This is a genomic window from uncultured Methylobacterium sp., assembly GCF_964251405.1.
Classification (GTDB): Bacteria; Pseudomonadota; Alphaproteobacteria; order Rhizobiales; family Beijerinckiaceae; genus Methylobacterium.
The window spans coordinates 41071-56062 of record NZ_CAXUJR010000003.1 but is presented as its reverse complement, the minus strand read 5'-3'; the positions used below and the strand labels follow the sequence as shown (position 1 = coordinate 56062).

At 67.8% G+C, this 14992-nt stretch carries 13 protein-coding genes; 12 read left to right on the top strand and 1 reads right to left on the bottom strand.

What is annotated here, in order from left to right:
* Positions 1–9: 9 nt before the first annotated feature.
* Positions 10–909: a ferritin-like domain-containing protein gene (locus tag ACFE7U_RS01535; protein ID WP_375407962.1), complete on the bottom strand. Its 900-nt coding sequence runs from the start codon at positions 907–909 to the stop codon at positions 10–12.
* Between the two features lie 608 nt (positions 910–1517).
* On the opposite strand from ACFE7U_RS01535, the gene ACFE7U_RS01530 reads away from it, so the two are divergent.
* From ACFE7U_RS01530 to ACFE7U_RS01475, 12 genes are all read left to right on the top strand, one after another.
* Positions 1518–2450 carry a type II secretion system F family protein gene (locus ACFE7U_RS01530; RefSeq protein ID WP_375407961.1) on the top strand — a complete coding sequence of 311 codons (933 nt, stop codon included), beginning with the start codon at positions 1518–1520 and terminating at the stop codon, positions 2448–2450.
* 4 nt (positions 2451–2454) lie between these two features.
* The gene (locus ACFE7U_RS01525) at positions 2455–3369 is read left to right on the top strand and encodes a type II secretion system F family protein (protein WP_375407960.1); all 915 of its coding nucleotides are present in this window, start codon (positions 2455–2457) and stop codon (positions 3367–3369) included.
* On the top strand, positions 3353–3832 hold the full coding sequence (locus ACFE7U_RS01520; RefSeq protein WP_375407959.1) for a TadE/TadG family type IV pilus assembly protein: 480 nt from the start codon (positions 3353–3355) through the stop codon (positions 3830–3832). The genes ACFE7U_RS01525 and ACFE7U_RS01520 overlap by 17 nt, the downstream gene beginning before the upstream one ends.
* Entirely contained in the window at positions 3822–4466 is a 645-nt protein-coding gene (locus ACFE7U_RS01515; RefSeq protein ID WP_375407958.1) for a TadE/TadG family type IV pilus assembly protein, read from the top strand. Before ACFE7U_RS01520 ends, ACFE7U_RS01515 begins: the two co-directional genes overlap by 11 nt.
* A complete protein-coding gene (locus ACFE7U_RS01510) occupies positions 4463–5947 on the top strand; it encodes a TadE/TadG family type IV pilus assembly protein (RefSeq protein WP_375407957.1) in 1485 nt (494 codons plus the stop codon). Before ACFE7U_RS01515 ends, ACFE7U_RS01510 begins: the two co-directional genes overlap by 4 nt.
* Positions 5948–6245: 298 nt before the next feature.
* Positions 6246–7568 carry a glycosyltransferase gene (locus ACFE7U_RS01505; RefSeq protein WP_375407956.1) on the top strand — a complete coding sequence of 441 codons (1323 nt, stop codon included), beginning with the start codon at positions 6246–6248 and terminating at the stop codon, positions 7566–7568.
* A gap of 69 nt (positions 7569–7637) precedes the next feature.
* Entirely contained in the window at positions 7638–10787 is a 3150-nt protein-coding gene (locus ACFE7U_RS01500; protein ID WP_375407955.1) for a glycosyltransferase, read from the top strand.
* An 87-nt stretch (positions 10788–10874) separates the two neighbouring features.
* Positions 10875–11390, top strand: a complete 516-nt coding sequence (locus tag ACFE7U_RS01495; RefSeq protein WP_375407954.1) for a hypothetical protein — start codon at positions 10875–10877, stop codon at positions 11388–11390.
* Positions 11387–11992, top strand: a complete 606-nt coding sequence (locus ACFE7U_RS01490) for a hypothetical protein (RefSeq protein ID WP_375407953.1) — start codon at positions 11387–11389, stop codon at positions 11990–11992. Before ACFE7U_RS01495 ends, ACFE7U_RS01490 begins: the two co-directional genes overlap by 4 nt.
* 304 nt (positions 11993–12296) lie before the next feature.
* Positions 12297–12824 (top strand): tetratricopeptide repeat protein, encoded by a 528-nt coding sequence (locus ACFE7U_RS01485; RefSeq protein WP_375407952.1) that lies wholly within the window; start codon positions 12297–12299, stop codon positions 12822–12824.
* Between the two features lie 135 nt (positions 12825–12959).
* Positions 12960–14492: a type II and III secretion system protein family protein gene (locus ACFE7U_RS01480; protein WP_375407951.1), complete on the top strand. Its 1533-nt coding sequence runs from the start codon at positions 12960–12962 to the stop codon at positions 14490–14492.
* A gap of 23 nt (positions 14493–14515) precedes the next feature.
* A complete protein-coding gene (locus tag ACFE7U_RS01475) occupies positions 14516–14836 on the top strand; it encodes a hypothetical protein (protein ID WP_375407950.1) in 321 nt (106 codons plus the stop codon).
* Positions 14837–14992 lie beyond the last annotated feature (156 nt).

The following is a 14992-nucleotide window of genomic DNA, read 5'->3' as shown; positions in this document are numbered from 1 at the left end:
GGCCGTCTCTCAGCGGATGGCGCCGTTGGTGCCGTTCGGGAAGAATCCGCCCGGCTGGAGCGCGGCGTTGCCATACGCAATGGCGAGCACCTGCTGCGGCGTCCGGCTGAAGGCGATGCTGTTGGCGTCGGCCGGAACGATGTTGGGGACCGCTGCCGTACCGAGACCCTGGTCGATGTCGCTCGGGCCATCGAAGTAATCGCGCAGATCGGAGACCTGCTGAGCCTGGGTGAACAATCCGCGCTGGGCGAGGAAGGTCCGCAGGAGGCCGGCGTGATAGCCTTCCGTGGCCAGAAGGCCTCCGGCACCTTCGAGGAACTCGTTGTTGCGGATCAGCGGCGTGGCGCCTTTCAGGGCCGTGACGCAGACATCCTCCAGAATGAATCCGGCGATCAGGAAGTTCTGATCGTTGGCGAAGGCATCGAAGGTCCCGTTCGGCGGCACCAGGCCGGCGAAGCGGGCAAAGACGGTGAAGCTCTGGCTCAGGTCGATCGCCGGGCGAGCGATCCTGCCGCTCCCGAGGATATTGCGCAGGAAACGGGCATGCCCAACCTCGTCCGCCGCCAGTTCCTCCGCGAGGGCGCGAACGAGCGGATCGGTGAACGGAACGGCGCGGCCGCCGATGACCCCTCCCTGCGTACCGGTGCCTTCGATATCTCCGGCGCCCAGGGTCGTGCCGTACGCGGCATGCAGATACAGCTCGGCACCGAGATACTCGAAATTGAGCGCGAAGTTGAAGACGTCGGCCGCGCTCGGCGCTTGCGCCTGTGCGCTGCCGAAGGATGCTCCGCCGAGCGCGAGTGCTCCCGCCGCAGTCAGGCCGAAGGATTGAAGAAAGGCCCGGCGACCCGCCGTGAGATCGATTCCGGTCGACGCCGCGGTCGGCATGATTTCGGCTGATGAGGTCATATGATCATCACTTCCTGTGCAGGAAACTATATCGGCTCTAAACGAGCCATGGCAAAGTGCATCGGCGAAGCATTGTTGGTGTTGGCAACATATGAACGAGCAAGAGCAGGTCAATAACGTAGGTTACTGCTTTGCTAAGCTAGCGAAATCGTGAGTCGCGGTGGAAACAGTCAAGTTAACTGGGAATTTACTGGTCAGTTTACTGCTTAGTTCCTATTATGTCCCGCCGTGCTGTCTCTTATCGCCGCTGTACCGGCGGGCCGGATCGAGCATTCCACGGGAGCGGCCAATTGGATCGAGCGAATGCCACCGAGGCAGGCTCCCATTCCGGACATTCCATCGGTTCGCACAGGGCATCGGCATCTGCGGTCGGCATCGATGCCCGACGGCTGCCCATCGCAAGCGGGATTGCCTCGCGGATCTGTCGAGGGATGCCCGGAACGGTGCTATAGGAGGCGTCGCGCAGGGTTTCGAAAACGCGTGCGACGCCTCCTTGTCCAGGCGTTCCAACGTTTGGAGTTTCGCGGAAAACATGGCGCGGCATCAACGCGACGGGTCGAGCGTGTCGGGATCACAGGGTTCGGCCGACACTGGCAGGGAGCGCCGCAATGGCTGAGCCCTGGCTGATCTATGTCTTGATCTTCGCGTTCTCGGTCGTGGCTGCCCACCAGCTTCAAGCAGGGCTCGCGGGCGCGCTGCGTGGTCGCAAAAGTGTACGTCGGCGCCTGTTCGACCTTGGTGGGCCGAGCCAGGCCGCCGAACTCGATACCCTGCGCCGGCGCTCGACCGGACAATTCGTCCTCACGGCGCAATGGAATCGGCTGCTGCTGCAATCGGGCACACAGGCGAGCTCGGCGGCTCTGGGGATGCGCGGTCTCGGCATCGCCCTCGTCTTCCTCGTTCTGCTTCCGGTCCCGGGCGTCTGGCTGAGGCTCTGCGCCAGCCTGCTCGCGTCCGGCCTCCTCGTACTGCTGTATCTGCGCATCAAACGCGCGCGCCGCCTCGCGCGCTTCGGCGAGCAGCTGCCGGAGGTGCTCGACGTCATCGTCCGGTCGCTGAGGGCCGGGCATCCGCTGCCGGTCTCGCTCTCCCTCGTGGCACGCGAAACGCCGGAGCCGGCAGGTCCGGAATTCGCCCTCGTCGTCGACGAGATGAATTACGGCCGCAGCATCTCGGAGGCGCTCGAGGGGCTGCACCAGCGGGTCGGGCATCCCGAGCTCGCCTTCGTGGTCGCCGCGATCTCGATCGCGAACCAGACCGGTGGCAATCTCGGCGAGATCCTGAGCCGGCTCTCGCGGATGCTGCGCGACCGTTTCCGGCTCACACGCCGGGTGCGGGCTCTGACGGCCGAGGGCCGCTTCAGCGGCTACGCGCTGAGCGTCATGCCGGTCGCGCTCTTCGTCCTCATCAACCTCGTCAGCGCCGCCTACTACGCCGAGTTCTGGGCGAGCCCCGTCTCGGGCACGGTGACCGGCATCGCGGTCGGCTTGCTCGTCCTCGGAAACCTCGTCATCTACCGCCTCGTCAACTTCAAGGTCTGAGGCGGTGCCGGGCTCGACCATCCTCCTCGTGACGGTCCTCGCCTTCGCGAGCGTCGCCCTCGCCCTGTACACGGGCAGTGCGGTCCTGGCCCGTCGCGAAAGGCTGCGCCGCCGTTACGGCGGGCTCGGTGCGCCGGCAGCCACCGCGGAGGAGATGGAACTCGCACAGGAGAGCTGGCTCGACATCGACCCCGCCCGCCTCGGCCTCGACCTCGACGCCCGCCGGGCGCTGCGCCGGGACCTGATCCGCTCAGGCTACTTCGCGCCTTCCGCGGTCGTCGTGTTCACCTTGGCCCGGCTCGCGCTCCTCATCGGCCTGCCGACCCTGGGTACGCTCGTCGTGACGCGCCTGCTGCCGAACCCCGGCGGACTGGAGATCGCGCTGATCGCCGTCATTCTCCTCATCGTCGCCCATTACCTGCCGCGGGCCTATCTGAGCCGGCGCCAGCGCCATCTCACCGAGCGCTACCGGTCCGTCTTTCCGAACTTCCTCGACATGCTGGTGGTCTGCATCAATGCCGGCCTCGGCCTCGACGCGGCCCTCGACCGCGCCGCCAGCGAGCTCGCCGCATCGGACGCGGAGTTCCGTGCCAATTTCGACATGATGGCCGGCGAGATGCGGGCCGGAAAGAGCACGCCCGACGCGCTCAAGGCCTGCGCCGAACGGCTCGGATTGCCCGAGGCGCGCTCGTTCGCGGCCCTCCTCCAGCAGACGATCGAACTCGGGACCGACGTGGCCCTGGCGCTCACCACCTTCTCGGACGAGATGCGGGAGAAGCGAATGTCGCGGGCGGAGGAGAAGGCGACCTCCCTGCCCCCGAAGCTCACGCTGCCGCTCGGCCTCTTCATCTTTCCCGTCGTGCTGATCGTGATCCTGGCCCCCGCCGTCATGAAGGTGATCCGTGCCACGGGCCCCTGAACGGAAGCCGGCCCGTGCGCCGAATGGGCTCGGCGCCACCCTGCGCGCCGCGCGCGACGACGAATCGGGAGCAGCCATCATCGAGTTCGCCCTGCTGCTGCCGATCCTGATCCTGCTCGTCTTCGGCTGCTTCGAGCTCGGGCGCGCCCTCCTCGTGCGCCAGGCCATGGAGGGGGCCGTGAGGGCGGGCGCCCGCAGCCTCGCCCGTGTGCCGGACCCGAGCTGCCGGCCCGGTTGCTCGCTCGGCGCCGCCCGCGCCGTACGCCTGACCGTCGACCAGATCCTCGCCAATACCGGGCTGCCGCCGGGCGCGGTCTCGGCCGAGCCGGCGGCGGATGCGCCCTACGGCACCGTCGTCATGGAGGCGAGCGTCGCGATCGACGTCTCGTTCCTCGACACGGCGACGTTCCGGAAGCGCTGGGACCTGAACGTCCGCCATCAGGAGCAGCGCGTTGGCGAGTAGGACATTCGCGGCATTCCACAGGGAGGAGGACGGGGCGGCCCTGATCGAGGCGGCCCTGATCCTGCCGGTCCTGCTGATGATCGTCTTCGGGCTGGCCGACCTCTCGCTCTACTTCTGGCAGCGGGGCCTTGCCACGAAGGCCGTCGATCTCGGGGTGCGCGCCGCCATCGTGTCGGATGCGGTGGCGCAGGGGCCGGGGCTGACCCCGTCCGAGAGTGCGAGCTACTGGTTCGGGATGCCCCCGGGGGCACGCTGCTTCCCGGGCGGCGGGAGCGCCGCGGAACCGAGCGGGGCCGGCGGTTGCCCATCCTTCAGCGTGACCTGCGACCTTGCGCGAGGCTGCGACTGCCCGGGTGTGAGCTGCGGCTTCGGGTTCTCGCAGGCCAACCTCGCCCCGATCCTCGACGCCATGAGGGCCGTGCTGCCTCGGCTCGAACCCGCCAACCTCCGGATCACCTACAGCACGAACGGGCTCGGCTATGTCGGACGCCCGCCCCCGGTCCCCGTCGACGTCACCGTGCAGATCGTCGACCTCGCCTTCGACCCGATCTTCGCCGGCCTGCTGTTCGCCGGATCGCTGCCGCTCGGCGCCTCGGCGACCCTGCCGAGCGAAGATCTCGTGACGCGCCGATGAGCGTCGTCACGCCGTACCCTCCTTTCCTGCGGCGGTTCCTCCGGGATCAGGACGGCTTCGTCCTCGTCTTCGCCGCCGTCTGCATTCCCGCTCTCATCGGCTTCCTCGGTCTCGCCATCGACGGCGCCCGGCTCATGACCCTGGACACGCAGCTCGCCGCAAGCGCCGACGCTGCCGCCCTTGCTGCCGCGAGCCAGCTCGACCGCACCGATTCGGCGATCCCCCAGGCGCGGGACGCGGCCAACGCGCTCTCGAATGGTGCCGCCTTCTCACGGCGTAACCGCGACACGCCCCGCCTCTCGCTTCGCTTCGCCGAGAACCTCTCGGATCTGCGTGCCGATGCCGGCTACAGCCTGCCCGACGGTGAAGGAGCGAGGGCGGTCTATGTCGAGGTGACGACCGGCGCCTACACCCTGACCACCAGCCTGCTCCAGTTCGTCGGCACCCCGATCCGCCGCAAGGCGGTGGCGGAGGCGCAGTACTATGCCTGCGACGTCACTCCCCTGCTGCTGTGCCAAGCGGATCCGGAGCGCTTCGCCGCCACCGCGCGGCCGGGCCGGCAATACCTGCTGCGCATGGACGGCAACATCGCCGACGGCTCGGTGGTGCCCCTCGACAAGCCGGACGACATCGGCAGCCGCACGACTTTGCGCAACCTCGCATCGGATGCGCCCGCTTTCTGCTACGGCGACAACGTCGCCCTGCGCCGGACCATCCCGCCCGGCGATTTCGACGACGCCGTCAACATCCGGTTTGATCGCTACTTCAACGGGGTGGCGGCGGTCGCGAGCGACCTTGCCGCCTTTCCTCCCGCCCCCAACGTGATCCAGGGCCGCCATCTGAACGCGTGCTCCTCGCCTCCCGCGGGCGGCGACGTCAACCCGCCCTACCATCTGCCGCGCGACGTCGCCTATCGCGTCGTCAGGCCGTCCTCCACCTACGACCAGGGGCTCGGGGACTGGGCTCTGACGGCGGCCTATGGCGGATTGGGCGAGATCGCGGTGACGCGGGGAATCGACGAGTACATCCTGTGGAATCACTCCGACAAGGACCGCGGCTTCCAGGATTCCCTGCGAGAGGCGGCGACCCGCTACGAGATCTACCTGAAGGAACTCGGTCTCACGCCCGCGACCGAGGGACAGCCGGTCGTGACCCGGGGCAATGCCCTGATGGGCAAGACCATGGCCACCGGCGGCCCTCTCACCGGCCCTCTCGCCTTCGTGCGGGAGAGCCCGATCCCGATCTGCTATCCGGGGACGCGTCCGGCGACGGACGCCCGGCGCCGGATCCTCTACCTGTCGGTCGCCGATTGCCGCGACCTCACCGCCGACGCGGCGCGGCTGTCGCGGCACGTCGCGAAGGTTTTCCTCACGGAACCCGCGAGCGGCGGCGGCCTTCTGGTCGAGCTGGTCGCGCTGCTGACGCCGCGCCGCGACGACGGCAAGCTGCGCCCGGTCGTCCAGCTCGTCGAGGCACGGTGATCGTGACGGCGATCGGTCCACATCGCCGGCCATGCGTCCGGGTTTGCCGGCAGGTTGCCGATCCGGTCGCCATCCGCCAAAGGTCGCGCGCCGAGGATCAAGATCCCGGCTGGGCCCCATGAACGGATCGGGATCCTTGAACGGTGCCGTCGACACGCAGGGCGATGCGGGGCCAATGCTTTGGAGGAATGCCCGGATCACGACCACTCCGCCGGCCGGGCCGCTCGTCCTCGGCCTTCGCGGTGCCGCGCTCGGGATACAGGGGTTCGTTCATGGCCGCACGGAAAGGATGGCGAGCATGCGTCTCGTCCTGCTGCAGGCCGGGCACCGCTGCGAATCTTCGCATCTCTTCCTGCAGGATGGCCTGCTCGGACCCTTGGGCTCGAACACCAACGTCGCTGCCGGCGATCGGATCGACGGCAGGTTCTACGTCTCGGCGACCTTCCCGCCCGGTCCCGATCTCGTCACCGGTCCGGCCGTCGTCGAGGCATGCATCACCTGGAGCGATCGCTCGGTCAGCAAGGTGGTTCTCTGCACCGTCGAGATCCTCCGGATCGATCCGCTCATGAATGCCGGGCCGGCATCGTCGAAGCGCGTCGGCATCGCGCTCGCGACCTACAACCCGGACCTCACCCTGTTTGCCCGCCAGATCGCCTCCATTCGGGATCAGCGCCATACGGAATGGCTGTGCGTGATCTCCGACGACGGCTCACGGCCCGAGACGCTGGCGTCCATCGCCGACACGGTCCGGGACGATCCGCGCTTCCGCCTCCTGCCGCCGGGTGCGCGGCTCGGCTTCTACCGCAACTTCGAGCGGGCCTGTGCCGCGCTTCCCCGGGATTGCGCCTTCATCGCCTTCAGCGATCAGGACGATATCTGGATGCCCCATCGCCTCGCCACGCAGCTCGATGCCGTCACCGGCTTGGACGACGCCTGCTGCTACTCCGACATGGAGATCGTCGATGCGGCGGGGATGGTCCTGTCGCCGACCTTCTGGCTCCACCGCAGTTCGCGTTACGGCAATCTCAACGGCCTGTTGCTCGGCAACGTGGTGACGGGCATGACGATCCTGGCGCGTCGCGAGCTCGTGGAACGTGCGCTCCCGTTCCCGGCGACGCCGAGCCTCACCTATCACGACCATTGGATCGGCCTCGTCGCCGAACGGCTCGGAAGCCTGCGCTACCTGCCCGAACCGCTGGTGCGCTATGTCCAGCACGGGGGAAACCATACCGGTGCCCTCTACGCAACATGGCCGTCCGGTGCGATCCTCGCCCAGGCACTCCGCCGCATCGTCCGGTTTACAAGGACCGGTCTTCTCGGTGGTCGGTTTCTCAATGCCTTGCGCGAGCCCCATCTCCTCGACTGGATGGATCAGGAACCAACCCGGTTGAGGATCCTCGTAGACCGACTTGTCGTCGGACCGCCGAAACCGGGGGACCGTTCGGTGGGACGTCTGGCGCGAAGCTTCGGGGCATTGCGGATCGCGACCTGCGGTGCGGCCTGGGACGACAACTACCGGCGGGGCTACGCCATCGAGCTCGGCCTCGGCGTTCTCCTGAAGGCCGTGATCCTCGCCATGCACCGACGCGGCTGGATCCGACGGGCCGCAGGCGACGTGTGATGAGGCCAAGGCGGCAATCACCGCCGACAGCGCAAGAAGGTCGTGAGAGTTTTGGCTATCCTGACGTCCATGAAGCGCCTCGCCTCTCGTCTGCCGCGTCGGGTGCAGGCTTGGCGCGGGCGGCACGTCGCATCAATCCCATGGTTCACGATCTATGACGGCGGCGTCGTAGTGGCTCTCGACGCCCCCCGGCAACCGGACGAGATTCGCATTTCCATCCGCATCGACGACGGGGCGGAGCAGGTGCTGCCGGTGTCGCGCATGGCCCGCATCGACGACGTGCCGCTCGCTCTGACGTATTTTTCATCCGATCTCCTCGCGTCGGCCTCACGCTGCACGCTGACGGTGTCGACGAAAGGCCGCCTGCGCCGGGAGCAATTCACGATCGGTCCCGGTCGCTACGCCGGACACGTCTCGGGCCTGCGTGACTACTGCCTCGAAGGTTGGGTTTCGCCGCTGTTTCCGACGGCGAATCCGATGGTGCAGCTTGTCGTCGACGGGGTTGCGGAGGAGCCTCGCCGCCTCGATCGTCATCACCCGGAGTTGATGCCGGCGGGAAGCCAAGGGGGATGGAACGGGTTTCGCCTGCCCTTGCCGCCGGGCGCGCTCGATGGACAGCCTCATCATCTTGCGGTCCGCGCCGGCGAAACGGTCTTCGAATTCGGCGCCTGGGCTCCCAGGCCGCTCTACGACTTCGACTACAAGACGCTCGACTGCCTCGCGGGCTGGTACTTCGACGAGGCGGCCGGCGATTTTCCAACCAGCATCCGTATCGAGAAAGACGGGGTCACAACCGCCGTGCTCAAAACGGGCTTCCGACCGGATCTCAAGGCCGCGTTCGGTCGAGACTGCGCCGGATACAACTTCCATGACGTCGAGATCGAACCCGGCAGCACGCTGATCGCCGGACCCGAGGGAGCCGGGATGGTCGTCGGCCGGCTCGGCAAGGATCTGATCGCGCGCGTCGATGCGCGCCGCGCCGAGGCGCGGGCCCTGCTGCTCGGCCAGGACACCCCGACCGAGACGCTGGCCGCGCGGCGGACGATCCGCAACGGCATCGTCGCAACCGAGCGAACCACTCGGCTGACGGATCTGAGCTTCCGGCCCGCGGGCCCGTCGCCCTCCGTCCCGGCGGACATCGTCCGGGACTTGGCGCCGACCGGCGCGCCGCCCGTCTGCGCCATCGTGCCGGTCTATAACGGCCTGTCGGATCTCAGGCTCTGCCTCGCCTCGTTGATCCCACAACTGCGCGACGGCCGCCTGCGCGCTATCGTCATCGACGACGGCTCGCCGGACCCCGAGGTGGGCCGGTACCTGTCAGACCTCGACGCGAAGCGCCATCCCGGCCTGACGATCCTGACGAACGCGGCGAACAGCGGCTTCATCGCCACCGTCAATCGCTGCCTCACCCTCCTCGAAGCCGGCGAGGACGTCCTGCTTCTGAACGCGGATACGATCGTGCCGCCGGGCGTCGTCGAGAAACTAGCGAACCATGCTCACGGTCAGCCCGGCATCGCCACGGTCACGCCGATGTCCAACAATGCGACCATCCTGAGTTTTCCGAGAACGACGGAGCGGAATGGGCCGGCCCTCGGCCTCGACGTCGCCGTCATCGACGATGCCTTCGCGTCGGAGGCCAGGGCACCCGCAATCATCCCGACGGGCGTCGGTTTCTGCATGTATATCAACCGCCTCGCACTCGACGAGGTCGGGCTGCTCTCGCCCGAATGGGGCCGCGGCTACTGCGAAGAGGTCGACTGGTGCCTCACCGCGCGCGACCTCGGGTGGGTTCACCTCGCCGCGACGGACACCTTCGTGATCCACGAAGGTTCCGTCTCGTTCACCACCAAGGAGCGACTGGCGATCCTGGCGACGAACCACGTGCGGCTCGAGGCGCTCTATCCGGAATACATGGACGAAGTGCGGGCCTTCGAGCGCGCCGACCCCTTCGCGGATCTGCGTATCGGCGTGCTGTCACGGCTGCTGCGCGGCCGTTTCCGTCACCTTACGCTTCACGTGACGCACGGATGGGGAGGCGGCACCAGGCGATACGTGGAAGATCTGTGTGCCCTCCCTCGCGGGACCGACCAGGAGATCGCCGTCCTGAGTCCGGCTGCGAAGGGCAGCGCCGGCAAGCCACTCACGCTCGCCTTCGACGGTGCGGGGCTTGCCCTGACCCTGGATCCCGGACGGGTCGAGAGCATGCTGGCGGCCATCGAGGCCGGCGGCGCGACCATCATGATCCACGTCAACTCGCGACTGATTTTCGGATCCGATTTCCTGACGCATCTGCTCTCGGGTGCGCGGCCCTACGTCGTCATGCTCCATGACTTCCAGTGGTACTGTCCGCGCGTTCACCTCGCGGATCGCCGCATGTTCTATTGTGGCGAGCCACCGGTGGGCGTGTGCCAGCACTGCGTATCCGAAGACGTCGGCTACGATTTCGGTGATCAGGATGAACTGATCAATTCGGATCTCGAATCCTGGATCGGTTTCAATACCGGCATCCTGAAGGGCGCCACGCGGCTGCTCGCACCCTCGCAGGACACGGCCGACCGCTACGCACGGCGCCTGGGCCTCGATGGCATCGTCGTCGTCCCACACCCCGAGCCGCCGACCCGCGATGCGTTGCCGATCGCGACTCGCGAAGCCGCGCCGCGTCGTCCTCTGCGCTTGGCCGTCGTCGGTGCGATCGGGCGACACAAGGGCTTGGATCTCCTGCGGCGCATGGTCGAGCACACGGCCCGGAACCGCATTCCGTTCTTCCTCACGGTCATCGGCTACATCCCAGACGACGCGTTCCTCGAGTCCTACGGCAACGCCAAGGTGACAGGGAAGTATCGGCCTTCCGAGTTGCAGGACCTCCTCGCCGAGGCGGATCCCGACTTCGTGTTCCTGCCGAGCGTGTGGCCGGAGACGTATTCCTACGTGCTCTCGGAGGTCTGGCAGGCGGGCCATCCGGTCGTCGCCTTCGATTTCGGCGCGCCGGCCGAACGCATCCGGGCGGTCGGAGGGGGCGTGTTGATACCTCCGTCCCGGGACACCCGTGCCGTCCTCGACAGCCTCATGGAGGCCCGGCGCGAATTGGCAGCGATCCGCATCCCGCCCGCTGCCGAGCGGACGGCCGCAACGCTCGATGCCTATTATCGCCAGAGCGAAGCCGGGTCGGTCCCTTGGCCCCTGGCAACCGAGGCGAGGAGAATCGCCGCGATCTCCTGAGCGGGGACCACGGTGCCATGTCATGGCCAGCCTGGCTTCCCCAGCCATCGGAACCCGGCTTTAAGGATGCCGTGGGTAGCGTGGCCCATGCCGCGCACCCTGAATGTCCAGACCTTCGGCTCGATCGTGGTGATCGGTGCGTTCGCGGCCGCGGAGGCGGCATCCGCCTACCTGGCGGCCTGTCCCGCTTCGCCGGTCGCCTGGTATCTGAACCTCGCGGTGTTCCGTCCCTTCGATCTCGCCCGGGCCGAGACCTCGCCGCTGCACATCCTGTTCGGCCCCGCTGCCTTGCCGGCGGCCCTCGGGCTCCTCGTCGTCACGCTCCTCGTGCGCGCGATCAGATTCCGCTTCGGGATCGCGGCGATCGCCAATGTCTGCTTCGCCTGCACCGCAGCCCTCGTCCACGCCTGGCTCGATGACGGCGCAGTCCTGCGATCGGCCTCGCTGCTGCCGGTGGCAGCCCTCGACAGGCCGGACCTCGCCGTCATCGCCCTCATGGTGGCGAGTTCCCTCGTCGCCTTCGCCGCCAGCCACGTCTCGTTCGCGAGACGCATCCGCACGGACCGCAAGCTGTCGGACCCGATCGCGGAACCGGCGCCGTGACGTCCTGGCGCACGCTTGCCGCCTGTGCCTCGCTCGCCTTTGCTTCCGTATCCGGCCAGGGCACGGGTCTCGCCCAGGGTCTCGGCGCCGAACGCAGCACCGACAGGACCTATGTGCTCGGCCGCGCCGGCTGGTCGCTGGAGCGGTTCGGCGCCGACATCGCGATCCTGCGGGCGGACGTGACACCCGATCGAGCAGGAGCCGGGCCACCCGGCCTCCTCGTCCTGTCCTGCGATGCCGGCGAGCGCCGATGGCGGCTCGCCCTGCCGGAGAGCCTTCAAGCCCGCCAGGGCCACGCCACCTCCGCGACGATGCTCCTGCAGGTCGCGAAGCCCGCCGGAGCCTACCGCGTTACGAGGATCGGGATCGCCGGAAGCCGGGTTCTCACGGTGACGGAAACGGGGCCGCCCAATGACGGGTTCGTGCCCTTCTTCGTGCGGCTTCTCAAGGCCGGGACCCACCGGCTCGACCTCCTCCTCAAGGTCCAGGGAGCCAAGCCCTCAACCGTTCTCGCCGCCTACATCCTCTCGCCCATCGTCCAGAGGACGGATCTGGTCGCCTTCGACGACTTCCTGGCGACCTGCACCGCGGTCCCGCGCTGAAACGTCTCTGCCGTAACGGCGCCACGGTCGGCGAGTAATGGGGATGACGAGCGATGGACGGATTGGTTTGCCCCGCTATCTCTGGCAAGCCGAACCGGAACCACGCTCCGTCCAGCCAGACGTCGCGCGTTTCCTTGAAACCGAAGTCCTGTCCTTGAACCCGATGTCCCGTCCTTGAAACCGAAGGCCTGCGCGCCTCGTACGACGCGCATCGTTCGTTCAGCCCGGACCGCATGATGCTTCCGCACAGCCATCGATCCAGGACGGCTCCCCGAACCGCCGACGCGGCAGACCTGAAGCCTTGATGACGCGTGCAAAGATTCAGGAACCATGGACGCGGAGGCATCGCGTCCTGCGGGTCTCGGCGCTCTGTGCCGCGCTCCTGCTGGCCGGCTGCCAGACGCGCTCGGACGACGGTGTGGCCGTCGTGCCCGGTGTCGAGCCGACGCTCCCGGCGATGGACGAGGCTTACCGCGTCGGCCGGGTGAACCTCGCCGCCGGCAATAGCGGCCTCGCCGAGCGCAACTTCCGCGAGGCGGTGGAGCGCAACAAGGACGATGCCGCCGCCTGGCTCGGCCTCGCGGCGGCCTACGACAACCTCGGCCGCTACGAATTGGCCGACCGCGCCTACGACCAGGCTACTGCCCTGCGTGGCGAAACCCTCGAGATCGTGAACAACCGCGGCTACTCCTACATGCTGCGCGGCGACGGCCCCCGGGCCCTGAATTTGTTCGAAAAGGCCCTGGCCCTGGACCCCACCAACCCGGTGATCCAGAACAACATCCGCATCCTGAGATCGGCCCAGAGGCCGACCCGCTCGGCGCCGTTCTGACGCCCTGCATGGCCGCCCGTCGGCGGGCGTGACGCGAATGCCTCAACCACCGCGAAAGTGCACGTGGCCGGCGCCACTGGATTGTGGAGGGTGGAAGCGCCCTGTTAACCTCTCGTTAACTTCAGGGATGCGTGCGTGATCATCGGTTTAGACGACCTCGGATCGGTGTTGCGATCGGCTCTCCTTCCCGCACTGGCGCTCTGCGTCGTGGCTCCGGCGACCCCTTTCGCGGTCTCCCCCGCCCAGGCACAGGTGCGACCGGTGCCCCGCACGGGGGGGAACGCAATCCTCAGCCGGCTGAAGCTGACCATCAACAAGTCGCAGACGGTCAAGATCACCAACGCCTTCGCCGACGTCCTCGTCGGCTCCTCCGAGATCGCGGACGTCGTCCCCCTGAGCGACCGGACCCTCTACATCCTCGGAAAGCGGACCGGCACGACCAACGTCTCGCTGATCGATTCCGAGCGCAAGCTCGTCGGCCTGATCGACATCGAGGTGCGCCCGGATACGAGCGTGATCGAGTCGCAGGTTCGCCAGAGCACCGGCGAATCCAGCCTGCGGGTCGACAGCCAGGGCGACCGGGTCGTTCTCGCGGGCACCGCCGGCGACGCCGTCAGCGTTGACCGGGCGATGCAGGTGGCCCCTCCCGGCACCCTCAACCTGACCCGCGTCCGCTCCCCCCAGCAGGTGATGCTGAAGGTCCGGTTCGTCGAGGTGAACCGCAATGCCGGCCGTGCCCTCGGCACGCGCTTCGAGTTCGGAGGGCGCAATACCCTGGCCAATGTCGGGACCTTTGGGGGGAGCACACCGGTCTCGTCGACGGCGAATGGCGGCCTGCTCTCCGGCGTGGTCGGCACCGCCGTCAGCGCCGCCACCACCGGCGTCCCCTTCGCGAACCTCGTCCAGAGCTTCCGGGGCAGCTCCGGGCAGCTCGACCTGTTCGTGAGCGCCTTGGAGACGAAGGGGCTGCTGCGGCGCCTCGCCGAGCCGAACCTGATCGCCATGTCCGGCGACCGCGCCGAGTTCCTGGCCGGCGGCGAGATCCCGATCCCCATCTCCGCCCAGACCTTCAGCGGCGTGCCGCAAATCACGGTTTCCTACAAGGAATTCGGAGTGAAGCTCGGCTTCACCCCGACCGTGCTCAAGAACGGCATGATCCACCTTCAGCTCGAGCCGGAGGTCAGCGACATCGATCCGACCCTGTCGGTCGCCGTTGGCGGCGGCGTCTCCGTGCCGGGCCTGACGAAGCGGCGGGCGAAGACCAATGTCGAGCTGCGCGACGGCCAGAGCTTCGCCATCGCCGGCCTCCTTCAGACCAGCTCCACACGCTCGATCGATCAGCTTCCCTGGCTCGGCTCGATCCCGGTCCTCGGGGCGCTGTTCCGGTCTACCGAGTTCCAGGACCGCGAGACGGAGCTCGTGGTGATCGTCACGCCCTCGCTCGTGAACCCGGCCCGACCCGGCCAGGTGCTGGCCACTCCCCTGGACACGACCGTGCCGGCCAACGACGTCGACCTGTTCGTGAACGGCAAGCTCGAATTGCGACGCAACATGCGTCAGTTCGTGAGCCAGCGGGGCGGGGCCGTCGGACCCCATGGGCACATCCTTCCGGACGAGCCGATGCCTGCGGTCCTGGCGCCGGCCGGCGCCATCCGGTCGCTGAATTGAGGCTCGCCACGATGGTCAGGTCCTTGACGGCGCGACGTGTTCGCCTCGCGCTCGCCCTTGCGTCGGTACTTTGCTGCGCGGGCTGCAACGACTATCTCAGCCGCCGCGATACCGCCACGCTCGAGTCGGGCGAGGCGGTCCAGACCAACATGGCGATCCACGTCATCGATCCCTCGCCGCCGGCCTCCACCCGGATCGTCAACAACACGGATGGCGAGCGCCTGCAGCGCGGGATCGAGCGCTACCGCAACCCGCAGGCCGGGCTCGGCGGTTTCGGCGCCCCGGCAGCGGTCCCCATCGGCGCAAGCGCCGTTCCGCCGGTCGGGAATTCCCTCAGTCGATAGGGCGCAACGCACGGGCTCCTTCCGACGGGTCCGCAGCAGCCTTGGAATCGGCGCCACCGTTACCCCGAGGTCCGTCATGCCGGTTCGCGTCGAGATCGAGTTTCCCGAGGACAACGTCGTCAGCCTCTCGCCGAAATTCCTGGCGGAAAGCCAGGG